General features: G+C 65.7%; 23 protein-coding genes. 12 read left to right on the top strand and 11 right to left on the bottom strand.

Annotated features, from left to right (window positions below; genetic code table 11):
- The first annotated feature begins 379 nt into the window (after positions 1–379).
- Positions 380–1,162, top strand: a complete 783-nt coding sequence (locus tag B3E94_RS02595; protein WP_176517035.1) for an AraC family transcriptional regulator — start codon at positions 380–382, stop codon at positions 1,160–1,162.
- Here the strand turns inward: B3E94_RS02595 and B3E94_RS02600 are convergent.
- Positions 1,150–2,037, bottom strand: a complete 888-nt coding sequence (locus B3E94_RS02600; RefSeq protein ID WP_286912209.1) for a LysR family transcriptional regulator — start codon at positions 2,035–2,037, stop codon at positions 1,150–1,152. The two genes, B3E94_RS02595 and B3E94_RS02600, sit on opposite strands and share 13 nt — an antisense overlap.
- A 139-nt stretch (positions 2,038–2,176) precedes the next feature.
- Here B3E94_RS02600 and moaB point away from each other — a divergent pair, with 139 nt between their 5' ends.
- Positions 2,177–2,716, top strand: coding sequence for a molybdenum cofactor biosynthesis protein B (gene moaB / locus B3E94_RS02605; RefSeq protein WP_176517039.1), 540 nt, complete (start codon positions 2,177–2,179; stop codon positions 2,714–2,716).
- 88 nt (positions 2,717–2,804) lie between these two features.
- Here moaB and B3E94_RS02610 read toward each other — a convergent pair whose 3' ends face one another.
- Together B3E94_RS02610 and moaA are read right to left on the bottom strand one after the other, a co-directional pair.
- Positions 2,805–3,704 carry a bestrophin family protein gene (locus B3E94_RS02610; protein WP_286912211.1) on the bottom strand — a complete coding sequence of 300 codons (900 nt, stop codon included), beginning with the start codon at positions 3,702–3,704 and terminating at the stop codon, positions 2,805–2,807.
- Between the two features lie 20 nt (positions 3,705–3,724).
- Positions 3,725–4,729: a GTP 3',8-cyclase MoaA gene (moaA, locus tag B3E94_RS02615; RefSeq protein WP_236237975.1), complete on the bottom strand. Its 1,005-nt coding sequence runs from the start codon at positions 4,727–4,729 to the stop codon at positions 3,725–3,727.
- A gap of 278 nt (positions 4,730–5,007) precedes the next feature.
- Here moaA and B3E94_RS02620 point away from each other — a divergent pair, with 278 nt between their 5' ends.
- Positions 5,008–7,338: an FdhF/YdeP family oxidoreductase gene (locus B3E94_RS02620; protein WP_286912213.1), complete on the top strand. Its 2,331-nt coding sequence runs from the start codon at positions 5,008–5,010 to the stop codon at positions 7,336–7,338.
- A gap of 91 nt (positions 7,339–7,429) precedes the next feature.
- Here the strand turns inward: B3E94_RS02620 and B3E94_RS02625 are convergent, their stop codons facing one another.
- A complete protein-coding gene (locus B3E94_RS02625) occupies positions 7,430–7,891 on the bottom strand; it encodes an Lrp/AsnC family transcriptional regulator (protein ID WP_286912214.1) in 462 nt (153 codons plus the stop codon).
- 126 nt (positions 7,892–8,017) lie between these two features.
- On the opposite strand from B3E94_RS02625, the gene B3E94_RS02630 reads away from it, so the two are divergent.
- Complete coding sequence (locus tag B3E94_RS02630) at positions 8,018–9,202, top strand: trans-sulfuration enzyme family protein (RefSeq protein WP_286912215.1); 1,185 nt, start codon at positions 8,018–8,020, stop codon at positions 9,200–9,202.
- Positions 9,203–9,286: 84 nt separating this feature from the next.
- Here B3E94_RS02630 and B3E94_RS02635 read toward each other — a convergent pair whose 3' ends face one another.
- Positions 9,287–9,523, bottom strand: coding sequence for a YdcH family protein (locus tag B3E94_RS02635; RefSeq protein WP_286912216.1), 237 nt, complete (start codon positions 9,521–9,523; stop codon positions 9,287–9,289).
- Positions 9,524–9,820: 297 nt separating this feature from the next.
- Between B3E94_RS02635 and B3E94_RS02640 the strand changes: the two genes are divergently transcribed.
- From B3E94_RS02640 to B3E94_RS02655, 4 genes are all read left to right on the top strand, one after another.
- On the top strand, positions 9,821–11,458 hold the full coding sequence (locus tag B3E94_RS02640) for a phosphoethanolamine transferase (RefSeq protein ID WP_286912217.1): 1,638 nt from the start codon (positions 9,821–9,823) through the stop codon (positions 11,456–11,458).
- Positions 11,459–11,560: 102 nt separating this feature from the next.
- Positions 11,561–12,694, top strand: coding sequence for a ribonuclease D (gene rnd / locus B3E94_RS02645; protein ID WP_286912218.1), 1,134 nt, complete (start codon positions 11,561–11,563; stop codon positions 12,692–12,694).
- Positions 12,691–12,984 (top strand): YcgL domain-containing protein, encoded by a 294-nt coding sequence (locus tag B3E94_RS02650; RefSeq protein WP_176517057.1) that lies wholly within the window; start codon positions 12,691–12,693, stop codon positions 12,982–12,984. The genes rnd and B3E94_RS02650 overlap by 4 nt, the downstream gene beginning before the upstream one ends.
- A 2-nt stretch (positions 12,985–12,986) precedes the next feature.
- Complete coding sequence (locus B3E94_RS02655; RefSeq protein ID WP_286912219.1) at positions 12,987–13,919, top strand: D-2-hydroxyacid dehydrogenase; 933 nt, start codon at positions 12,987–12,989, stop codon at positions 13,917–13,919.
- A 125-nt stretch (positions 13,920–14,044) separates the two neighbouring features.
- Here B3E94_RS02655 and B3E94_RS02660 read toward each other — a convergent pair whose 3' ends face one another.
- Positions 14,045–14,638, bottom strand: a complete 594-nt coding sequence (locus B3E94_RS02660) for a nitroreductase family protein (protein ID WP_176517060.1) — start codon at positions 14,636–14,638, stop codon at positions 14,045–14,047.
- A gap of 145 nt (positions 14,639–14,783) precedes the next feature.
- On the opposite strand from B3E94_RS02660, the gene B3E94_RS02665 reads away from it, so the two are divergent.
- Entirely contained in the window at positions 14,784–15,233 is a 450-nt protein-coding gene (locus B3E94_RS02665; RefSeq protein ID WP_176517061.1) for a YcgN family cysteine cluster protein, read from the top strand.
- Positions 15,234–15,274: 41 nt separating this feature from the next.
- A complete protein-coding gene (locus B3E94_RS02670; protein ID WP_286912220.1) occupies positions 15,275–16,483 on the top strand; it encodes a hypothetical protein in 1,209 nt (402 codons plus the stop codon).
- Positions 16,484–16,584: 101 nt separating this feature from the next.
- Here the strand turns inward: B3E94_RS02670 and B3E94_RS02675 are convergent, their stop codons facing one another.
- From B3E94_RS02675 to B3E94_RS02685, 3 genes are all read right to left on the bottom strand, one after another.
- The gene (locus tag B3E94_RS02675) at positions 16,585–16,908 is read right to left on the bottom strand and encodes a YgaP-like transmembrane domain (RefSeq protein ID WP_286912221.1); all 324 of its coding nucleotides are present in this window, start codon (positions 16,906–16,908) and stop codon (positions 16,585–16,587) included.
- 85 nt (positions 16,909–16,993) lie between these two features.
- Entirely contained in the window at positions 16,994–17,464 is a 471-nt protein-coding gene (locus B3E94_RS02680) for an RNA methyltransferase (protein WP_286912223.1), read from the bottom strand.
- Between the two features lie 76 nt (positions 17,465–17,540).
- The gene (locus B3E94_RS02685; RefSeq protein ID WP_176517065.1) at positions 17,541–17,912 is read right to left on the bottom strand and encodes a YajD family HNH nuclease; all 372 of its coding nucleotides are present in this window, start codon (positions 17,910–17,912) and stop codon (positions 17,541–17,543) included.
- A gap of 132 nt (positions 17,913–18,044) precedes the next feature.
- Here B3E94_RS02685 and B3E94_RS02690 point away from each other — a divergent pair, with 132 nt between their 5' ends.
- The gene (locus B3E94_RS02690; RefSeq protein WP_176517066.1) at positions 18,045–18,323 is read left to right on the top strand and encodes a hypothetical protein; all 279 of its coding nucleotides are present in this window, start codon (positions 18,045–18,047) and stop codon (positions 18,321–18,323) included.
- On the opposite strand, the gene B3E94_RS02695 is transcribed toward B3E94_RS02690, so the two are convergent.
- Both B3E94_RS02695 and B3E94_RS02700 read right to left on the bottom strand, forming a co-directional pair.
- Complete coding sequence (locus B3E94_RS02695; protein ID WP_176517067.1) at positions 18,320–18,787, bottom strand: cyclic nucleotide-binding domain-containing protein; 468 nt, start codon at positions 18,785–18,787, stop codon at positions 18,320–18,322. The two genes, B3E94_RS02690 and B3E94_RS02695, sit on opposite strands and share 4 nt — an antisense overlap.
- Positions 18,788–18,933: 146 nt before the next feature.
- Complete coding sequence (locus B3E94_RS02700; protein ID WP_286912224.1) at positions 18,934–20,976, bottom strand: S9 family peptidase; 2,043 nt, start codon at positions 20,974–20,976, stop codon at positions 18,934–18,936.
- 82 nt (positions 20,977–21,058) lie between these two features.
- Between B3E94_RS02700 and B3E94_RS02705 the strand changes: the two genes are divergently transcribed.
- Entirely contained in the window at positions 21,059–21,559 is a 501-nt protein-coding gene (locus tag B3E94_RS02705; protein ID WP_176517069.1) for an MFS transporter, read from the top strand.
- The last annotated feature ends 4 nt before the right edge of the window (positions 21,560–21,563 follow it).

Raw genomic sequence — 21,563 nt, forward strand, 5'->3', positions numbered from 1 at the left:
GTCTGATGTCACGTGATGCGGCGTTACGGCCGCGCTCTTGTAGGTGTGGGGCGGCTTGCGTGGGGCATAGAGTGAACCTGGCGGGGGTGGGGGTTCTTGATGGTTTTCTGCAGGGAGGATGACGAAATCGGCACAGTTGCAGAAAAGGCTGGTGGCCGGGTGGGGCCGCTGGATAGGCTGGAGGGCCTGTAGGGGAAGGGCTGGAGAGATGTGTTGGGCGTGCTGGCACCATCGCCGGCAAGCCGGCTCCCACCTGTGATCCTGTGATCCTGTGATCCTGTGATCCTGTGATCCTGGACCTTGGGTCTTGTGAACCCGTGACCCTGTGGGAGCCGGCTTGCCGGCGATGGCGGCGGTAAAGACAACAGAGAACCGACAGATGACAACCGAGCCCCTGGCAACCCTCTACCACAACCTCGCCGAGCACCGCCCCGCGACACTCGAGGCCCTGCTGGCCAGCGTCTCCCTGCTGCTGCCGATTCTCGACGCCATCCCCAACGCCGCGATCTTCATCAAGGACCCGCACGCCCGCTACGTACTGGCCAACACCACGCTGGTGCAGCGCTGCGGCCTCAAGCGCCTGCAGCCGCTGCTGGGCAAGACCAGCGCCGAAGTCTTCCCGGCGCAACTGGGCCCCGGCTACACCGAACAGGATCGCCGGGTGCTGCAACAGGGCCTGGTGCTCGAAGACCAGCTGGAGCTTCACCTGTATGGCAGCCGCGAGCCCGGCTGGTGCCTGACCCACAAGCGCCCGTTGCACAACCCCGCGGGTGAGATCATCGGCCTGGTCGGCATCTCCGTCGACCTGCAGTCAGCCGCCGACACCCACCCCGCCTACCAGCGCCTGGCCGCGGTGGACGAACACATCCGCCAGCACTTTCACCAGCCGATCAGCATGGGTGAACTCACCCGCATCGCCGGGATTTCCGTGGCGCAACTGGAGCGCTACTGCAAGCGGGTGTTCCACCTCACGCCGCGGCAGATGATCCACAAGGCCCGCCTGGAAAACGCCCACCGCCTGCTGCACAGCGAGCTGCCGATCACCGAGGTGGCACTGCAGTGCGGCTACACCGACCACAGCGCCTTCAGCCGGCAGTTCAAGCAATTGACGGGGTTTACCCCACGGCAGTACCGCCAGGCGACGGCGACTCAGAGGGTTTGAAACAGCGCACGCGCCTCGTCAAAGCACTGCTCGGCAATCGCCGAACGCGGCTCGCTGCGGCGCAGCAGCAGGCCGACCGGGCTGTGGATGCTGGCGTCGGCGATGGGGATGATGCGCAGGTGTTCGCTCAGGTCTTCGAGGCCGAAGTTCAGCGGCATCACCGCGCAGCACACGCCGGCGGTGATGGCCTGGACCAGCTGGAAGCTGGAGTCGCTTTCCAGCACTGCCACAGGCTCCAGGCCCCGGCTGCGCAAGCTCAGGTCCAGCGACTGGCGATAGTGCATGCCCTTGCTCAGCAGCCCCAGCGGCAGGTTGGCCAGCTCGCTCCATTGCAGTTCGGCGGCATCGAGATGGAAGTGCCGGGTGTCGTACAGCAGGCCCATGGTGGTGGTACCCAGTTCGATCACTTCGAAGAAGCCGGCGTTGACCTGGTCCAGGTAGCAGATGCCAAGGTCCAGCTGGTTGCGGCTCAGGCCGTCCATGATCTGCTCGGTGCTGTGGGTGCTGAGCTGGAAATGCAGCTCGGGGTATTTTTCGCGCAGCGGCATCAGCAGGTTCATGGTGTTGAAGCTGGCCAGGGGCACGCTGCCCAGGCGCAGGCTGCCGACCACTTGGCCGCGGCAACTGGCGGCCTCGGCTTGCAGGCCGTCATGGGCGGCGAGCAGCGTGCGGGCCCAGGCCAGGATCCGCTCGCCAGCTTCGGTGAAACCTTCGAAACGCTGGCCGCGCTTGACCAGCATCAGGTCCAGCTCGTCCTCCAGGTTGCGCAGGCGCATGGACAGGGTCGGCTGGGTGATGTGGCACAGCGCCGCGGCCTGGCCGAAGTGGCGGGTCTGGTCGAGGGCGATGAGGAACTTGAGCTGCTTGATGTCCATGGGGCTGCCTGGGGTGGGGTGTACAGACCTTAACCAAGTCTGCGATAGATGTCATTGATCGGCCAGTTCGCCATATCGATTGGACGCCCTGGCGCCGTGCCTCTAGCGTTGCGGCACAGCCCATTCAAGGAGCCATCCCGTGCGCGTCAAACCCGACGCGGTCTTCGTACCGCTCAACATCGCCGTGCTGACTGTCAGCGATACCCGCAGCTTCGACAACGACACCTCCGGCGAACTGCTGGCCAACCGCTCGGTGCAGATCGGCCATCGCCTGGTGGCGCGCGTGCTGCTCAAGGACGACCTGTACAAGATACGCGCCCAGGTCGCCACCTGGATCGCCGATGACGAGGTGCAGGTGGTGCTGATCACCGGCGGCACCGGCTTTACCGGGCGTGACAGCACGCCGGAAGCGGTGCAGTGCCTGTTCGACCGGCATATCGACGGTTTTGGCGAGTTGTTCCGCGCGCTTTCGATTCTCGACATAGGCTCTTCGACCGTGCAAAGCCGCGCCTTGGCGGGCATGGCCAATGGCACGCTGGTGTGCTGCCTGCCGGGCTCGACCGGCGCCTGTCGCACGGCCTGGGAGGGGATTCTGGCCGAGCAGTTGGATGCACGGCACATGCCGTGCAACTTCGTGAAGCATTTGAAGCCGATTCAAGCTTGCCAGAGCCGTGGGTGACCGTAGCGGCCCTATCGCCGGCAAGCCGGCTCCCACAGGTCAAGGCCAGTGATTTCCTGTGGGAGCCGGCTTGCCGGCGATCGGGCCTTCAGCTCAACACATAATCCACCGGCAGCAACGCCGGTGGCAGCGGCTGCACCTCCAGTGCCCCCAACACATCCCGCTCGACCGTGCGCACCATGGCATCGAGTGGCAAGTCGTTCTCGTCGCGCCCGAACGGGTCCTCCAGCTCATTGCCGATCGCATCCAGGCCGAAGAACGTATAGCCGACGATGGTGGTGAACAGCGGCGCCAGCCACCCCAGCGGCTCGGCCAGGGCAAATGGCAGCAGCAGGCAGAAGATGTAGATGGTGCGGTGCAGCAGCAGGGTATAGGGGAAGGGCAGCGGCGTGCCCTTGATCCGCTCGCAGGTGGCCTGCACCTCGGTCAGGCCGGCCAGGCGTTGCTCCAGCAGGGTATAGCGCCATTCGCTGATGTGCTGCTGCTCGGCCAGGCGCGAGCACTGCTCGCCAATCTCGCGCAGGATGCCGTCATAGACGTTGTGCTCGGCCACCGGCGCGTTGCCCTTCAGCCAGGGCCGCGCGGCGCGGCTTTCGTCCTCGTTGCGCAGGCGCGCACTCAGTGCGTGGGCAAAGCCGCACAGGTTGCGCAACAGCTCGGCGCGCAGCGGCGCATCGGCGATCACCGTGCTTTCGCGCACGAACGAGCGCGTCTCGATGATCAGCTTGCCCCACGCCTTGCGCCCTTCCCACCAGCGGTCGTAGCAGGCGTTGTTGCGAAAGCTCATGAAGATCGACAGCGACAGGCCGAGCAAGGTGAAGGGCGTGGCGCTGACCGGGTAGAAGAACGCCGGGAAGTGGCGCTCGACCAGCACGATCAGCGCGGCCAGCAAGGTGACCATCAGGCAGCGCAGGGCAATGCGCTTGACGATCGACCCCTTGAGGGTGAACAGCACGCGCAGCACATCGGGGTTGGGGTGGACGATCATGGAAATCCAGAGGCAGCGGGTCAGCCGCCGGTCATGTTCATGAAGCGCAGGATCTGCACATCGCCACCCACCTCGAAATGGTGCCGGTAGGGTTTGAGGTGCAGCGAGTCGCGAATGGCTTTTTCCAGCCGCTCGGGGTTGCCCGGGTGAGCGCGCAGCACTTGCTTGAGGTCCACCGAATGCTCGTTGCCCAGGCACAGCAGCAGGCGGCCCTCGACGGTCAGGCGCACGCGGTTGCAGGTGGCGCAGAAGTTGTGGCTGTGCGGCGAGATGAAGCCGACCCGGGTGTTCGCCGCTTCGGCCAGGCGCCAGTAGCGCGCCGGGCCTTGTGACGATTCGGTCGACTCGATCAGGGTGAACTGCTCGGCCAGGCGCTCGCGCACTTCATCGCTGGAGCAGAACGACTCGCCACGTTCGTGCTCGCTGATCACGCCAAGGGGCATCTCTTCGATGAAGGTGATGTCCAGCTCGCGGTCGATGGCGAAGCGCACCAGGTCGACCAGCTCGTGGTCGTTGCGGCCCTTGAGCACCACGCAGTTGAGCTTGATGCGCTGGAAGCCCGCGCGGCGGGCAGCGTCGATGCCGGCGATCACCTGCTGCAGGTCGCCCGTGCGGGTCAATTGCTTGAAACGCTCGGTATCGAGGCTGTCGAGGCTGATGTTCAGGCGCGACAGGCCGGCATCGAACAGCGGCTGGGCCAGGCGCCCGAGTTGCGAGCCGTTGCTGGTCATGCACAGTTCGCGCAGGCCCGGCAGGGCGGCAATGCGCCCGCACAAGTCGACGATGCCCTGGCGCACCAGCGGCTCGCCACCGGTGAGGCGGATTTTGCGGGTGCCCAGGGCGACGAAGCGCTCGGCCACCTGGAACAGTTCTTCGAGGCTGAGGATCTGCTGGCGCGGCAGAAACTGCATGTCTTCGGCCATGCAATAGACACAACGGAAGTCGCAACGGTCCGTCACCGACATCCGCAGGTAGTCGATTTTGCGGTTGAAGCCGTCGATCAGGGGCCGGAGGGTCTGTTCCACGTGGGGGCTCGAAAGGGTTGAGGTGTAAGGTCCAAGCTATTACCTGTAGGCGCCCCCGTCAAATTGCTTTGCCCGACTATTCGATCAGTCTCCTCTATCACGGCTGCACGCGCCGAAATCCGAGGCCTGCAGCGCGCCCCTGGGGCATCATCGAAACGGCCTATCAGGCTGTAAGCCATATCGATTGGACGCACCTGTGCCGGCCTCCATAGGCTGGAAAAAAGCACCGGGCTACACGACCCGCTGCACTTTTCCATGCCAGCGTGAGGATTTACCGCATGAGCCAGGACCAACACATCCGGGACTACAAAGGCCCCGCTGCCGGCTGGGGCGCGCTCAAGAGCGTGACCAAGAGCTGGCTGGGCAGCGAGAACGCCTTCAAGAACCTGCGGGCGATGCTCAAGACCAACCAGAACGGCGGCTTCGACTGCCCGGGCTGCGCCTGGGGCGAGTCGCCGGAAAGCGACATGGTCAAGTTCTGCGAGAACGGCGCCAAGGCAGTGAACTGGGAGGCCACCGGGCGTTCCGTGGACCCGGCCTTCTTCGCCAAGTACAGCGTCAGCGCCCTGGCCGAGCAGACCGACTACTGGCTCGAGTACCAGGGCCGCCTGACCCATCCCATGCGCTACGACGCCGCCACCGACCATTACGTCGAAACCAGCTGGCAAGAGGCATTCGCCCTGGTCGCCAAGCACCTGCGCTCGCTCGACTCGCCCGACCAGGCCGAGTTCTACACCTCGGGCCGGGCCAGCAACGAGGCGGCGTTCCTCTACCAGCTGTTCGTGCGCGCCTACGGCACCAACAACTTCCCCGACTGCTCGAACATGTGCCACGAAGCCAGTGGCGTGGGCATGTCGGAAACCCTCGGGGTCGGCAAGGGCACCGTGGTGTTCCATGACCTGGAGCTGGCCGATGCGATCTTCGTCATCGGCCAGAACCCCGGCACCAACCACCCGCGCATGCTCGAACCGCTGCGCGAAGCGGTCAAGCGCGGAGCCCAGGTGGTGTGCTTCAACCCGCTCAAGGAGCGGGGCCTGGAGCGGTTCCAGCACCCGCAGCACCCGTTCGAAATGCTCAGCAACGGCTCCGAGCCGACCAATACCGCCTACTTCCGCCCGGCCCTGGGCGGCGACATGGCCGCCATGCGCGGCATCGCCAAGTACCTGCTGCAGTGGGAGCGCGAGGCCCAGGCCAAGGGCGAGCCCGCGGTGTTCGACCACGCCTTCATCGCCGAGCACACCAGCGGCGTGGACGCCTACCTGGCGGCGGTGGACGCCACCTCGTGGGCGCACATCGTCGAGCAATCGGGCCTCACCCTGGCCGAGATCGAGCTGGCTGCGCGCATGTACCGCAAGGCCGAGCGGGTGATCATGTGCTGGGCCATGGGCGTGACCCAGCACCGCCATTCGGTGCCGACCGTGCAGGAGTTGGTCAACCTGCAGCTGCTGCGGGGCAACGTCGGCAAGCCGGGCGCTGGCCTGTCGCCGGTGCGCGGCCACAGCAACGTGCAGGGCGACCGCACCATGGGCATCGACGAGAAGCCCAAGGCGGCGCTGCTCGATGCCCTGGAAAAACGCTTCCAGTTCCGCGTACCTCGCGCCCACGGGCACAACGCGGTGCTGGCGATCAAGGCCATGGAAGAGGGGCGGGCCAAGGTGTTCATCGGCCTGGGTGGCAACTTCGCCCAGGCCACGCCCGATACCCACCGCACCCACGCGGCCCTGCGCAACTGCGCGCTGACCGTGCAGATTTCCACCAAGCTCAACCGCTCGCACCTCGTCACCGGCACCGATGCGCTGATCCTGCCGTGCCTGGGCCGCACCGAAATCGACCTGCAGGAAGGCGGCCCGCAGGGCGTCACGGTGGAAGACACCTTCAGCATGGTGCACATTTCCCATGGCCAGCTGCGCCCACGTTCGCCGCACCTGCGCTCGGAGCCGTGGATCGTTGCCGGCATGGCCAAGGCCACCTTGGGCAACGCGCCGATCGACTGGGAGTATGCGGTGGCCGATTACGGCCGGATTCGCGCCATGATCGCCGATGTCATCCCAGGCTTTGCCGATTTCAACGAGCGCCTGCAGCACCCCGGCGGGTTCCACCTGGGCAACAGCGCGGCCGAGCGCAACTGGCGCACCGCCACTGGCAAGGCGCGTTTCAGCCCCAGCGCGCTGCCGGAGCAGCTGGTCAACGCCAAGGTGCTGGCGCGCGGTGACAAGCCCGACCTGATCCTGCAGACCATGCGCTCGCACGACCAGTACAACACCACGTTGTACGGGCTGGACGACCGCTATCGCGGGGTGTTCGGGCTGCGTGAGGTGGTGTTCGTCAGCGAGGCGGACATTCGCCGGCTGGGCTTCGAGCCGGGCGAGCAGGTGGATTTGGTGTCGCTGTGGGAAGACGGCGTGGAGCGGCGGGTGTCGGGGTTCCGGCTGGTGCCCTATGACATTCCGGATGGGCAGGCGGCGGCGTATTACCCCGAGACCAACCCGCTGGTGCCGTTGGACAGTTATGGCGAAGGGACCTACACCCCGACTTCCAAGTTCGTGGCGATTCGGTTGGAGAAGGCCAAGCCGGGGAACCGGATCGAGGCGGTGCTGGCGGCTGACTGAGTGGTTGCCTGTACGGGCCCTATCGCCGGCAAGCCGGCTCCCACAGGGGTGATACCTGTGGGAGCCGGCTTGCCGGCGATAGGGCCTCTGGTCAGGTGCGATGCACTGGAAAGGCGGTGGTGTACTTCATCTGCTCCATGGCAAAACTCGAAGTAATGTTGGAAAGCCCATCGGTACTGGTAATCAGCTTCTTGTAGAACCGGTCATACGCCGCAATGTCCCCCACCACCACCCGCAGCATGTAGTCCCAGTCCCCGGACATCCGATACACCTCCATCACCTCCTCGAAGCCCGTCACCGTCGCGGCAAACTGCTCCAGCCAGGCGCTGTCGTGGCGCTGGGTCTTGAGCTGGACGAACACGGTCAACCCCAGCCCCAGGCGCTCGGGGTCGAGCAGGGCGACGCGGCCAAGGATGTAGCCGTCTTCCTCCAGGCGCTTGACCCGCTTCCAGCAGGGCGTGGTCGAGAGGTTCACCGCTTCGGCCAAGTCCTTGAGCGAGATCGAGGCATCGCGCTGGAGCAGGGTGAGGATGTGCTGGTCGAAGCTGTCCATATCGATCGGGAACCGGTAAGAAAATTATTCCAGAGACTACCCCAGCGGCAGAAAATTTTCCTGCGCCGGCGGGCGTTGCCGCAGCCTGTGGTTGTGCGATAGTTGCAGCCTCATCACCACTGCCTAATGGGCCTGACCATGTCCGACAAGCCGCGCAATTTCGCCACCCTTGCCATCCACGCCGGCGAGCAGTCCAGCGTCGCCGACAACGCGATCTTTCCTCCGATCTACACCGCCAGCTCCTACATCAAGCGCAGCCTCGACGATAACCCCGAGTACGCCTACAGCCGCGTCGGCAACCCCACCCGGCATGCCTACGAAAGCTGCGTGGCGGCGCTGGAGCAAGGGGTGGGCGCGGTGGCCTGCGCTTCCGGGGTCAACGCCACGGCCACGGTGCTGGAGCTGCTGCCCAAGGATGCCCACGTGGTGGTGATGAACGGCGTCTACGGCGGCACCTTCCGCATCCTCGAAGACTATCGCGGCCGCACCTCGGGCCTGACCACCACCTACGTCGACCTCAACGACCTGGAGGCGGTGGCTGGCGCCATCAAGCCGGAAACCCAGCTGATCTGGATCGAGTCGCCGACCAACCCCTTGCTCCACCTGGTCGACATCAAGGCCGTGTGCGATCTGGCGCGGGCGCGGGGCATCCTCACCTGCATCGACAACACCTTCTGTTCGCCCTGGAACCAGCGCCCGATCACCCTCGGCGTGGACCTGGTGATGCACTCGGCGAGCAAGTACATCGGCGGCCACTCCGACCTGACCGGCGGCGTGGTGGTGGCGGCAAACGACGCGCTGCTGGCGCGCCTGCGCAAGATCAGCATGGCGGTGGGCGCCATCCAGGGCCCGTTCGACTGCTACCTGGCGCTGCGCGGCCTGAAGACCCTCGATGTGCGCATGGAGCGCCAGTGCGCCAATGCGCTGCAGGTCGCGCGTTTTCTGGAGGGTCATCCGCAGGTCGAGCAGGTGTTCTACCCGGGGCTGGAGAGCCATCCGCAGCATGAGCTGTGCAAGCGCCAGATGCGCGCAGGCGGCGCGGTGGTGGCAATGAAGGTCAAGGGGGCTGACCGGGCGGCGCTCAATCGCCTGGTGGAGGCCTTGGGCATCTTCGTGCTGGCCGACTCGCTGGGGGGCGTGGAAAGCATGATCAACCACTCCTGGAGCATGTCGCACAACTCCCTGAGCCCGGAGCAGAAGGGCGGCATGGGGATCAGCGAGAACCTGCTGCGGCTGTCGGTGGGGATCGAGGATTATCGCGACTTGATCGAGGACCTGGATGGCGCGCTGAAGGCTTCGGCAGGGGTGTGAGGGGCGCTGGCCCCATCGCCGGCAAGCCGGCTCCCACAGAGCTAGCTTGCCGGCGATGGGGCCGGTTGATTCAGCAGAAATCCATCAGGACTTGGGCGGATGAATGATCCGTTCGATCTTGTCCTTGATCAGCAGGCGCTCCTTGCGCAGGCGATTGACGGCGTCGTCGTTGGTGCCATTGCCTTCGGCGGCCACCACCTCCTTGTCCTTGGCGTTGTATTCCTTGTGCAGCGCATGCAGCGCGTGGTCCTTGTCTATCAATGCCTGGAATGCATCAGCGGTAACGTGCAAGTCAGCGAGCAGATCGTGCGGAACTGGCATTTCTTCACCTCTGTCAGGGTTGTCGTTAAGGTCCTGAGCATTGAGGATAGCCGCCTTTGCGCCGCTGGGGGACTGGGGTGGGCTGTCGCATCCCCCTCACGCCTGCCTGCGCCAAACTCCGCGTGCCGGCTGAATGAACGCTGAACAAACTTCAGTCATTGGGTGAAAAGCGCCGTTTCACGGATTTGTTGGCGTCTTTTTCACAAAAAATTGATGGCGTGCTTTCTAGAGTGCCGCAACTTTCCCACGGTGCCGTCTGCCCGGGGGGTTGATAATCACTCTTGATTGCGAACACCAATGCTCAACTTCAAATCCCTGCGGACTGAATGGGTCACGCTGCTGGCCAGCCTGTACCTGCTGATCGGCTTCAACATGTTTCTCTGGGAGCACCTGCAGCAGGTGGTGCCCGCAGGGTTGCCGGGCCTGTGGTTGAGCTTGGCGTTCGCCGCGCTGATGCTGTTCGCGTTCAACCTGATATTGACCCTGTTCGCCTTCCGTTATGTATTGAAACCGCTATTGATCATCTTGTTCATGAGTGGCGCAGGGGTCGCTTACTTCATGAACCAATATGGCGTGCTTATTGATTCGGGCATGTTCCGAAACATGGCCGAAACCAATGTGGCGGAAGTACGCGACCTGATGTCGTTCAAGTTTGCCGCTTATATCCTGTTGCTCGGCGTATTGCCGTCGGTGCTGCTGTGGAGGGCACCGATCGCCTACCGCGCCTGGCACCGCGAAGTGCTGGGCAAGCTGGTGGTCAGCGGTGCCTGCGTGGTGGCCCTGGGGGCGGTGGCGCTGATCAACTATCAAGGCCTGTCGTCGCTGTTTCGCAATCACCATGAACTGCGCCTGATGCTCACCCCGAGCAACATCGTCGGTGCCTCCATCGGTTATGTCAGCGAGCGCGTCGGCACGGCAGCGCGGCCGTTCCAGAACTATGGCGAAGATGCCAAGCGCGATACCGCCTGGCAGCACCATGAGCGCAAGTCGCTGACCGTGCTGGTCGTGGGTGAAAGTGCGCGGGCAGACCATTTTGGCGTGCTCGGCTACGACCGCGACACCACCCCGAACCTGGCCAAGGAGCAAGGCCTGCTGGCGTTTTCCGATGTGCATTCGTGTGGCACCGAAACGGCCGTGTCGGTGCCGTGCATGTTCTCCGGCATGGGGCGCAAGGATTACGACGCTCGCGTGGCGAAGAACCGCGAAGGCCTGCTGGACATCCTCCAGCGCGCAGGCCTGGCGGTGCAATGGCGGGATAACCAGTCCGGTTGCAAGGGCACCTGCGACCGGGTGCAGTTCATCGATGTCAGCAACCTCAAGGACCCGGGCCTGTGCGCCAACGGCGAATGTCATGACGAGATCCTGCTGCAGGGCCTGGCCGAACTGATCGACAACCTCGACAAGGACACCGTGCTGGTGCTGCACCAGATGGGCAGCCACGGCCCCGAATACTTCAAGCGCTACCCCACCGCTGGCGAGCGCTTCACCCCGGTGTGCCAGAGCAACGCCCTGAACCAGTGCAGCGAGCAGGAGATCATCAACGGCTACGACAACACCCTGGCCTACACCGACAAGGTGCTGTCGTCGCTGATCGACACCCTGCGCAGCAAGCAGGACAAGGTCGACACGGCGATGATCTACCTGTCCGACCATGGCGAGTCGCTGGGCGAGTACAACCTGTTCCTGCACGGCACCCCTTACGCCATCGCCCCGGAGCAGCAGAAGCACGTGCCGCTGCTGACCTGGTTCTCCGACAGCTACAAGGAAGACTTCGGCCTGGACACCGACTGCCTGGCCAAGCTCAGCGATGCGCCGCTGTCGCAGGACAACCTGTTCCACTCGATGCTCGGCCTCTTGCAGGTGCGCACCGAGGTCTACCAGCAGTCGCTGGACATGTTCGCCAGCTGCCGGCCGTGGCTGGCGGCCAAGCGCTGAATCAATCCATCGCGCAGCCCATGGACGGCGCGGCGGTCGCCAGGTTTCACCCACAGTGCCCGCGCCGTATATACTGCGCGCCAATGTTAGTGGGAGAGCCTCGTGGCCATCGAAATACACTGGATCCGTGACGACCAGACCCTGGCCGAAGGCTGCCGCAAGTGGCGTCAACTGCCCTTCGTGGCCGTCGACACCGAATTCATGCGGGTCGACACCTTTTACCCCAAAGCCGGCCTGATCCAGGTCGGCGACGGCCAGTGCGCTTTCCTCATCGACCCGCTGCTGATCAGCGACTGGCAGCCGCTGGCCGACCTGCTCGACGACAGTGGCGTGGTCAAGGTGCTGCATGCCTGCAGCGAAGACCTCGAGGTATTGCTGCGCCTGACCGGCAAGCTGCCACAGCCGCTGTTCGACACGCAGCTGGCAGCCGGTTACCTGAACCTGGGCTTCTCCATGGGCTACTCGCGCCTGGTCCAGGACGTGCTCGGCATCGAGCTGCCCAAGGGTGAAACCCGCTCCGACTGGCTGCAGCGCCCGCTGTCGGAAACCCAGGTGAGCTACGCCGCCGAGGATGCCGTGCACCTGGCCGAGCTGTTCGCCGCCCTGCGCCCGCGGCTGTCCGACGACAAGTACGCCTGGGTGCTGGACGACGGCGCCGAACTGGTTGCCGCGCTGCGCCGTGAAGTCGAGCCGCAGACCCTCTACCGCGACGTCAAGCTGGCCTGGAAGCTGAGCCGTCAGCAACTGGCCGTGCTGCGCGAACTGTGCGCCTGGCGCGAGCGCGAGGCCCGCAGCCGCGATGTGCCGCGCAACCGCATCCTCAAGGAGCACTCGCTGTGGCCCATGGCCAAGACCCAGCCGGACAACCTCTCGGCGCTGGCCAAGATCGAAGAAATGCACCCGCGCACCATCCGCCAGGACGGCGCCCAACTGCTCGAGCTGATCAAGCGCGCCGCCAGCCTGCCGCCTGAGCAGTGGCCGCCGGCGCTGCCCGAGCCGCTGCCGATCGAAGCCTCCGGCATCCTCAAGCGCCTGCGCGCCATCGGCCAGGCCGAAGGCGAGCGCCTAGGGATTGCCCCGGAGCTGATGCTGCGCAAGAAAACCCTGGAAGCGCTGCTCAAGAGCGGCTACCCCAATGGCCCCTATCAACTGCCCGATTCGCTGCGCGGCTGGCGCCGTGAGCGGATGGGCCAGGCCCTGCTCGACGACCTGGCAGGCGCTGGAGAAACCCGATGAAACGTATCTGCTCGATCTACAAGAGCCCACGCAAGAACGAAATGTACCTCTACGTGCTCAAGGCCGAGGGCCTGGAGCGCGTGCCCGAAGCGCTGCTGCCGTTCTTCGGCACCCCGGTGCACGCCTTCGACCTGGTGCTCACCCCCGAGCGCAAGCTGGCCCGCGAGGACATCGCTAAGGTGCTGGAGAACCTCGACAACCAGGGCTACCACCTGCAGATGCCGCCGCAGGACGATGACTACATCGAGCACCTGCCCGAAGAGCTGCTGCGCCGCAACGACCCTGCCTGACCATGCGCGTTCTGATCGCTGAACACAGCCACGACCACTACGCCCAGTTGCTCGCCGAAGCCGCCCCCGAGCTGCAAATCCTCACCAGCGGCGACTCGGCCGAACTGGCCAGCCAGGCCCCGCAGTGCCAGATCTGGCTGGGCCAGCCAGACTTGCTGGCCAGCCTGCTGCGCCAGGGCCACAAGCCGGCCTGGGTGCAGTCGACCTGGGCGGGCATCACGCCGTTGCTGGCCGAAGGCCTGCCGCGTGACTACCGGCTGAGCCGTGCGGTGGGCATCTTTGGCCAGGTCATGGCCGAGTACATGCTCACCTACATGCTCGGCCACGAGCGCGAAGTGCTGTCGCGCCTGGTCAGCCAGGTGGAGCGGCGCTGGGACGACCGCCCCGGGCGCACGCTGGAAGGGCGCAAGGTGCTGATCGTCGGCACCGGCGACATCGGCCAGCGCGTGGCCGAATTCCTCGTGCCCTTCGGCGTGAGCGTGTACGGCATCGCCAGCAGTGCCCGCAGCCAGGCGCCGTTCGTCGAGGTGGCTGGGCTGAGCGAGCTGCCGCGCCTGGTTGGCGAGGTGGACTATGTGCTCAACCTGCTGCCGGACACCCCGGCCACCCACGACTTGTACGATGCGGCGATGTTCAAGCGCTTCCAGCCCACGGCCCTGTTCATCAATGCCGGGCGCGGCGCGGCGGTGGTCGATGCCGACCTGGTCGAGGCGTTGAAGGAAGGGCACCTGGCGGGTGCGGTGATCGACGTCTGCCGGCAGGAACCGCTGCCGCAGCGCCACCCGTTCTGGACCGCCTGGGGCTTGTTGCTGACCGGGCACAGCTCGGCGCCGACTTCGCCTTCGGCGATGGTGCGGTTGTTCGTTGAGAATGTGCAGGCTTATGCGGCGGGGCAGCCATTGCGTGGGGAAGTGGATTTTGCCAAGGGATACTGATTTGTAGTGTTTGTACTGGCCCTATCGCCGGCAAGCCGGCTCCCACAGAAAACCCCACAGGTAATCAGTGGAGCATCTGTGGGAGCCGGCTTGCCGGCGATAGGGCCGGTACAGGCAGCATCAAATCACAGGCTGAAATCACCCTCGGCCGCCAGCTCGCTCAGCGGCTTGCGCGGGCTCGGCACTTCGCGCGCCTGCAGGGCTTCGTCCAGGCTTGCCTTGTCACCCAGCTTGCCAATCGCCACCATGGCATGCAGCTCATAGCCTTCGGGCACCTTCAGCTCGCGGCGCGCCAGGTCCTGGTCAAAGCCGGCCATGCCGTGGGTGTGCCAGCCGCTGATGCTCGCCTGCAGCGCCAGGTGGCCCCAGGCGGAGCCGGTGTCGAAGGTGTGCCACAGCGCAGGCTTTTCCTCGCTGGCGCCAGGTGCGGCGAAGGTGGTCTTGGAAATTACCAGCACCAGCGCCGAGGCCTGCTGCGCCCAGCTGCGGTTGAACGGCACCAGCAGGTCCAGGTAGCGTGCCCAGTTTGGCGTGTCGCGGCGCGCATAGAGGAAGCGCCAAGGCTGCGAGTTGTAGGCCGAAGGCGCCCAGCGCGCGGCTTCCAGGAAGCTCAGCAGGGTCTCTTCGCTGATCGGCTCGGCGGTGAAGGCCCGTGGTGACCAACGGTTGATGAACTGCTCGTTGATGGCGTAATCGGCGATGCGTGGGGTGGCGCTCATGGCGGCTCCTGCAAATGGATGGGAAACGCTGCACGCTACTGCGTCCTCCCGTTACTGACAAGCGGTCTGGCGTTGCCCAATGCCAGGCTCTAGACTGGCGCCGCCGCGCGCCGCGGCCCCCGGATGAACCCAGGAAACCCGTGTGATGATCGCTGAAAGCGCGCCGTTCTGGCGGCGCAAGACCCTCGAACAACTCGACCCGCAGGAATGGGAGTCGCTGTGCGACGGCTGCGGCCTGTGCTGCCTGCAGAAGCTCGAGGATGAAGACGACAACAGCGTCTATTACACGCGCATCGCCTGCAAGTTGCTCGACCGCGACACCTGCCAGTGCAGCGACTACCCCAACCGCTTCGCCCAGGTGCCCGATTGCATCCAGCTCACCCCGGGCAAGGCCGACCAGTTCAAGTGGCTGCCGAGTACCTGCGGCTACCGCCTGGTCAGCGAGGGCAAGGACCTGCCGGCCTGGCACCACCTGGTCTGCGGTGACCGCAAGCAGGTGCACGAACAGCGCATATCCCAGTCGGGGCGTATGCTCAGTGAACATGAAGTGGATGAAGACGACTGGGAAGACCACCTGATCTTCCGCGCCAGCTGATTGCGCTGGCCGGTCGCCTCTGGGGAACAAGGAGTTTCAGTATGCGTTGCCAGCTGTTGCTGTTCCTGGGCCTTCTTGCCTGCACGCCGGCCTGGGCGAAAAAAGTCGACTTCGATTACCAGGTGCGCCTGTTGCCCGCCAGCGGCCAGGCCGAAGTACGCCTGACCCTGGCTGAGGGCAGCGCGGTGCGCAGCCTGGATTTCGACCTGGGCAAGGCCAATGCCTACAGCGGCTTCCAGGCTGACGGCCAGTGGCAGCAGCAGGGCGAGCGGGGTGTCTGGCACCCGGCCGCAGGCAAGACTAGCCTGAGCTACCGGGTCAAGCTGGACCAGAAGCTGCGCAGCGGCGCCTACACCTCGCGCATCACGCCCCATTGGGCGCTGTTCCTGGGCGAGCAACTGGTGCCAGCGGCACGCCTCGACCAGCAGGACGGCACCGAGCTGGTGGCGCGCCTGTCGGTGGACCTGCCCGAAGGCTGGAAAAGCATCGAAACGGCCTGGCCGCGCATCGGCAAGGACAAGTTTCGCATCGATGATGTATCGCGCCTGTTCGACCGCCCGACCGGCTGGATGCTCGCCGGCAACCTGGGTAGCCGGCGCGCGCGCCTGGGCGAAACCGACGTGACCGTGGCCGCGCCAGTGGGGCAGGGCATGCGGCGGATGGACAACCTGACGCTGCTGACCTTCATCTGGCCGCAGTTGCAGGCGGTGTTCCCGCGCAACCCGCCGAAGCTGCTGCTGGTCGGTGCCCGTGACGGCATGTGGCGCGGGGCGATGGCGGCCAACGGTTCGCTGTACCTGCACAGTGGCCGGCCGATGGTCAGCGAGAACGGCAGCAGCCCGTTGTTGCGCGAGCTGGTGCAGTTGTTCGCGCAGATTCGTGTGCGCGACAACAGCGACTGGCTGGGCCAGAGCCTGACCGACTACTACGCCAATGAGCTGTTGCGCCGCGCCGGTGGCATCAGCGATGACCGCTACCAGGTGTGGCAGGCGCGCTTGCAGAAGCAGGGCGCCAAGGTCACCCAGCTGCGCGGCGGCCGGGCCAGCCCGGCGCAGGTGGCGCGGGGCGTGCTGCTGCTGCAGGCGCTGGACAAGGAAATCCGCATCCACACTCAGGCCAAGCGTTCGCTGGATGATGTCACTCAGGCGCTGATGCGCCTGCCGAGTGTCAGCACCGAGGAGTTTGTGCAGATCAGCGAGAATGTGCTGGGGCGGCGCTCAGAGGTGTTGCAGAGCAAGGCGCTGCAATAGTTGGCCCTATCGCCGGCAAGCCGGCTCCCACAGGGATTGGGGTGTGCTCGGTACCTGTGGGAGCCGGCTTGCCGGCGATAGGGCCAGTACAGGCAACCCCCTCACTCGCCGGTTACGCTTATCCCGCGAGTAGCCGCCCGGGCACTGCGCTTGAGCGCCTCCAGCTCCGCCGCACTGCGCTCGATGTCCGAGCGCAGGCGGTGGTACTCCTGGCGATGGCTTTGCCACCAGGCCTTGGTCGAGCAATGCCCGCTGACCCCACGCGCCAGCGCCAGGCCGCCGACCACCACCTGCAGCATCCCCACCAGGCCGCCATGGCGCAGCCCCTTGGTGACCATCAGCGCACCGCCGGCCAGCGAACCGAGCCGTTCCAGCCCGTGGACATTGTGCTCCGAAGCCCCCGGAGCGGTATGGATATCAAGCATGGCAAGGCCTCCCTGTGATCTGTAAGCAGCTGACCCCCGGCCGCCGGCCGCCGTTCACTCTGCCTGCATCAATGGGCGCCCGCGCTTACTTGAACTTCGGCCCCGAACGGGTATTGAGCCCCTTGGCCAGGCGGTCATACAGCACCACATTCACCGTCGCGGCCAGGTTCATGCAGCCTTCGGTGGGGATGTAGATCGTCTCTTCGCACCACGCCCGCACCTCGGCACTCAAGCTGCCGTCTTCGGGCCCGAAAATGTAGATGGCGCGGTCCGGGTGGGTGTAGTCGGGCAACGGCCGGGCGCCTTCGACCAGTTCCACGGCCACCGGTGTGCAACCCAGGGGAATGATGCGTTGCAGGTCGTCGATGCCGATCAGCGGGATGTCGTAGTGCACCCGCTTGGTGTCGGTGACGAAGTCGCGTGCGCGCTCATAGCGCTTGCCGGTGTAGAACACCGAGTTGACGCCGTAGCAACCCGCTGCGCGCATCACCGAACCGACGTTCTCTGCAGACTTGGGGTTGAACAGGCCGATGCAGCTGTACCGTTTGTTTGCCACGTGCCGGGGCCTTTCGCAAAAAAAGCGCGATTATACGGGCTTGCCGGCAGCAGCGGGGGGCGGGAAGTATCGACGGTCAGTCTTTCTTGAGCATGCCGGCCAGCGCGGCGAACGGGTTGTGGGTGGCCTTGGCGATGCTCGGGGTGCTGGTGGAGCCTTCGCTGAAGTACTGCTGGTCGGTGTAGCGCGAGTGCTCGTTGTCGTGGCAGTACAGGCACAGCAACTCCCAGTTGGAGCCGTCCTGGGGGTTGTTGTCGTGGTTGTGGTCACGGTGGTGCACGGTCAGCTCGCTCAGGCGCTTGCCGGCGAATTCGCGGGCGCAGCGGCCGCACACGTGCGGGTACATTCTCAGGGCCTTGTCGCGGTAGCCCATCTCCTTGTCGCGCTTGGCGTCGGCGAGGATGCGGTCGAGGCGGGCAGTGGCGGCGGAAGTGGAAGCCGAGCTCATGGTGTTTCCTTTGTTCTGATCAGGCATGTGACGGTTATGCCAATGAGTCTAGCGCGCTTGCCGTGCAGGCGGACAGGCAAAATCAGCATAAACGGCGTAGCCTGTAGGAAGGTTCCCGACAGGAGGTTGCTGATGTTGCATGCGATCCTCGCCGCGCTGCTTGCAGCCGCCGTGCCTCTGGCCGAGGCGGCGAGCACGCCACCGCGCTTGAACACACCGGTGCCCGGTGCGCCGGGCACGCCCACGCCCACGCCCTACCCGCAAATCACCCCGAGCACGCCGCCCAAGGCGTATGGCAACCAGCCCGGCGCCCCGCTGCTGCCGCCCATGCCGGTGCCGGGGCCGCCCAGGGACCAGCCCTTGCCGGGGTTGCGCCAGGAGCCGGCAAAACCGCCGGCCGAGGACGACTAGAGCGACAGCCGCTGGCCATCCTGCATGCGCAGGCGTTTGGACAGCGCCACCGCCAGGGCGCGGATGATTCGCGCGGCGATGCGCGGTGCTTCGTTGAGCATCTTTTCCAGTGAGTCCTTGCCCAGGGTCAGCAGCTGGCAGTCGCTGGCGGCCACACAGCTGGCCGAGCGGCGCTCGCCGTCGAGCACGGCCATTTCGCCGAACGCCCGGCCACTGCGCAAGGTGGCGATTTCCACCGGCTGGCCGTTGCCATCGGCCTTGCGCACGCTGACCCGGCCGCGGTGCAGGATGCACATGAAGGTGCCGGCATCGCCTTCGTTGAAGATGACTTCGCCTTCGCTCATGGCGGCCAGGCTGAAGTAGCCGGCGGCGGTGTGGAAGTCGGCGAGCTGGAGGGTGTCGAACAGGCCGCAGTCCATGAGCATGTCGCGGATTTCGGTGCTGAGGTGGGTTGGGTCGGGCATGGGGTGTTCTTCTTGGCGGGGTGACCGAGGGATTTTGGGGCCGCTTTGCGGCCCTTTCGCGACGCAAGGCCGCTCCTACAGGCGGCGTTGTGTGGCGAAACGAGGGCAAAGCCCTCGCCGCCTCGTATGACAACAAAAAACGCGTTTTATGCCACGCCCAGCTCATTGAAGACGAACGCATATTCCAGCGCCACATCCCGCAGCCCCTGGTAGCGCCCGCTCATGCCACCGTGGCCGGCGCCCATCTCGGTCTTGAGCAGCAGCAGGTTGCTGTCGGTCTTGAGCGTGCGCAGGCGCGCCACCCACTTGGCCGCTTCCCAGTACTGCACGCGGCTGTCGTTGTAGCCGGCGACTACCAGCATGGCCGGGTAGGCCTGGGCGCGGACGTTCTCGTAAGGGGCATAGGCCTTGATCCGCTCATACACCTCGGGCTCCTCGGGGTTGCCCCATTCGTCGTACTCGGTGACGGTCAGCGGCAGTTCGGGGTCGAGCATGGTGTTGAGCACATCGACGAACGGCACCTCGGCGATGGCGCAGCGGAACAGCTCCGGGCGCTGGTTGAGCACCGCGCCCATCAGCAGGCCACCGGCACTGCCGCCACTGATGGCCAGCCGCGCCGGCGAGGTCACGCCCTGGGCGATCAGGTGCTCGGCGCAGGCGATGAAGTCGCTGAAGCTGTTGTGCTTGTTCTCCTGCTTGCCGGCGCGGTACCAGGCCTCGCCCAGCTCGCCGCCCCCGCGCACATGGGCGATGGCAAAGCCCACGCCGCGTTGCAGCAGGCTCAGGCGGGCATGGGAGAACCAGGGGTCGAGGCTTTCGCCGTAGGCGCCGTAGCCATACAGATACAGCGGCACCGTCTTGCCCAGGTCCTGCTTGCGGCGTACCAGGCTGATCGGCACCTGGGTGCCATCGGCGGCGCTGGCCCAGAGGCGCTCGCTGACGTAGTCGTCGGCATCGAACTCGCCCAGCACCGGGGTTTGCTTGAGCACCACCTGCTCACCCGTGGCCAGGGTCAGCTGGCGCACCTGCGCCGGGCGGTTGAGCGCCTCGTAGCGCAGGCGCACACGGCCGCTGGCGAACTCCAGGCTGTCCTGCACGTACAGGCTGTAGGCCGCATCGGGCAGCTCGACGCGGTAGCTGGCAAGGCCCTGGGGGCGCACTTCGATGATCGGCAGGCCGCCTTCGCGCAGGCTCAGTGTGAGGGCGCTGGCATTCAGGCTCAGGCCTTCGAGCATCACCTGGGGGTTGTGCGCCACCAGCAACTGCCACTGCGCGCGGGCCGGTACCTGCTCGGCCGGGGCGTGGTACAGCGCGAAGTTGATGCCGTCCTGGTTGGTGCGGATGAACCAGCGCCACTGGCCGTCGAGCTGGCCGTGGTCGGGGAAGTACTCGTGGCCTTCCTCTCGCGGCGCCAGGCAGGTGAAGGCGGCCTGGGGCGTGTGCGCATCGAGCACCCAGGCTTCGCTGGTGGTCTTGCTGTTGAGCAGCAGCACCAGCTGTTGCTCCGAGCTTGCGCGGTAGCAGTGCAGGAAGAAGCGGCCGTCGGGCTCTTCGAACACGCTCTGCGCGTCGGCCTCGCACAGGGTGTGGCGGCGCAGGCGCCAGGGCCTGTGAGTGTCGTCCAGCTCGGCGAAGAACAGCGTCTGGTTGTCGTTGGCCCAGGTCAGGCTGCCGTCGCAGTCGTCGAAGGGCAGGGTGGTCAGCGCGCCGCTGGTCAGGTCCTTGACGTACAGGGTGTAGATTTCGTCGCCACTGGTATCGAGGCTATAGGCCAGCAGGCGGTGGTCGGGGCTGATGCTGAAGGCGCCCAGCGACAGGAAGCCGCCAGCGGCCAGGGCGTTGGGGTCGAGCAGCAGCTGCTCCTGGCTTTCGTCCACGGTGTTGGAATCGTCGGCCGGGCGCGGGCAGCGGTAGTGGCGCGGGTACTCGTCGCCTGCCGTGGTGCGGGTGTAGTACAGGTACGGGCCCCAGGGCGAGGGCAGCGACAGGTCGGTTTCCAGGATGCGGCCCTTGATCTCTTCGAACAACTGCTCGCGCAGCGGCGCCTGGCCGGCCAGGCAGGCCTCCTGGTAGGCGTTTTCCGCTTGCAGGTAATCGAGCACATCAGGGGTGTCGCGCTGTTGCAGCCAGGCGTAGGGATCGGCGCCCTGGTCCTGGCGGGCGATGGGGGGCTGGAGCGCGTTGGGCATCGGGGATCTCTTGGCTGGGGGGCGCCTGCGCCCGGAAAAGTGTTTATCATAGGCATCTCTTTGCCTGGCTTGCACGATCACCATGACCGAGAACGACTATACCCTCGCCTGGGGCCTCTATGCCGTGGCCGCCCTGGGCTGCCTGTGGGTGGGTTTCAAAATCACCGGCTGGATGTGGCGTTGGCTGCGTGAGCCGCTGCGGGTGATCCTGGCGGTGCTGCTGCTGACCCCGACCGTGGTCGACCCGGCCAAGGATGCCGTTGCCCCGGCCATCGCCATCACCGCCCTGGACCTGGCCTTCAAGGTCGGCAACAACGCCTGGCGGGCGATTTCCGACTTCGCCATGTACGGCATGATCGCCTTTGCCCTGTACCTGCTGTTCGTGCTGCTGCGCTGGCCGCTGGAAAAACGCGCCCGCGAGCGCCGCGCGCAGGCCGAGGCCAATGCCCAGCGCCAGGCCGCCGAGGACGCCCGCCTCGAAGCCGGCGCGCCACTGGCCGCCGAGCGCCACGACCGCTACCGCGATGACCCGCCACCCGCTGCGCCGTCTGGCGGGCGTGGCCGGGTCGAGCCGCGGTTGTAGGCGG

The organism is Pseudomonas sp. UBA6315 (assembly GCF_002438125.1).
GTDB lineage: Bacteria > Pseudomonadota > Gammaproteobacteria > Pseudomonadales > Pseudomonadaceae > Aquipseudomonas > Aquipseudomonas faucium.

What these genes read in the sequence shown, in the direction of transcription:
- B3E94_RS02595 (WP_176517035.1), top strand. Translation starts at nt 380, where the DNA reads ATGACAACCGAGCCCCTGGCAACCCTCTACCACAACCTCGCCGAGCAC.
- B3E94_RS02600 (WP_286912209.1), bottom strand. Translation starts at nt 2,037, where the DNA reads ATGGACATCAAGCAGCTCAAGTTCCTCATCGCCCTCGACCAGACCCGC.
- B3E94_RS02610 (WP_286912211.1), bottom strand. Translation starts at nt 3,704, where the DNA reads ATGATCGTCCACCCCAACCCCGATGTGCTGCGCGTGCTGTTCACCCTC.
- B3E94_RS02620 (WP_286912213.1), top strand. Translation starts at nt 5,008, where the DNA reads ATGAGCCAGGACCAACACATCCGGGACTACAAAGGCCCCGCTGCCGGC.
- B3E94_RS02625 (WP_286912214.1), bottom strand. Translation starts at nt 7,891, where the DNA reads ATGGACAGCTTCGACCAGCACATCCTCACCCTGCTCCAGCGCGATGCC.
- B3E94_RS02630 (WP_286912215.1), top strand. Translation starts at nt 8,018, where the DNA reads ATGGGCCTGACCATGTCCGACAAGCCGCGCAATTTCGCCACCCTTGCC.
- B3E94_RS02635 (WP_286912216.1), bottom strand. Translation starts at nt 9,523, where the DNA reads ATGCCAGTTCCGCACGATCTGCTCGCTGACTTGCACGTTACCGCTGAT.
- B3E94_RS02640 (WP_286912217.1), top strand. Translation starts at nt 9,821, where the DNA reads ATGCTCAACTTCAAATCCCTGCGGACTGAATGGGTCACGCTGCTGGCC.
- B3E94_RS02650 (WP_176517057.1), top strand. Translation starts at nt 12,691, where the DNA reads ATGAAACGTATCTGCTCGATCTACAAGAGCCCACGCAAGAACGAAATG.
- B3E94_RS02655 (WP_286912219.1), top strand. Translation starts at nt 12,987, where the DNA reads ATGCGCGTTCTGATCGCTGAACACAGCCACGACCACTACGCCCAGTTG.
- B3E94_RS02660 (WP_176517060.1), bottom strand. Translation starts at nt 14,638, where the DNA reads ATGAGCGCCACCCCACGCATCGCCGATTACGCCATCAACGAGCAGTTC.
- B3E94_RS02665 (WP_176517061.1), top strand. Translation starts at nt 14,784, where the DNA reads ATGATCGCTGAAAGCGCGCCGTTCTGGCGGCGCAAGACCCTCGAACAA.
- B3E94_RS02670 (WP_286912220.1), top strand. Translation starts at nt 15,275, where the DNA reads ATGCGTTGCCAGCTGTTGCTGTTCCTGGGCCTTCTTGCCTGCACGCCG.
- B3E94_RS02675 (WP_286912221.1), bottom strand. Translation starts at nt 16,908, where the DNA reads ATGCTTGATATCCATACCGCTCCGGGGGCTTCGGAGCACAATGTCCAC.
- B3E94_RS02685 (WP_176517065.1), bottom strand. Translation starts at nt 17,912, where the DNA reads ATGAGCTCGGCTTCCACTTCCGCCGCCACTGCCCGCCTCGACCGCATC.
- B3E94_RS02690 (WP_176517066.1), top strand. Translation starts at nt 18,045, where the DNA reads ATGTTGCATGCGATCCTCGCCGCGCTGCTTGCAGCCGCCGTGCCTCTG.
- B3E94_RS02695 (WP_176517067.1), bottom strand. Translation starts at nt 18,787, where the DNA reads ATGCCCGACCCAACCCACCTCAGCACCGAAATCCGCGACATGCTCATG.
- B3E94_RS02700 (WP_286912224.1), bottom strand. Translation starts at nt 20,976, where the DNA reads ATGCCCAACGCGCTCCAGCCCCCCATCGCCCGCCAGGACCAGGGCGCC.
- B3E94_RS02705 (WP_176517069.1), top strand. Translation starts at nt 21,059, where the DNA reads ATGACCGAGAACGACTATACCCTCGCCTGGGGCCTCTATGCCGTGGCC.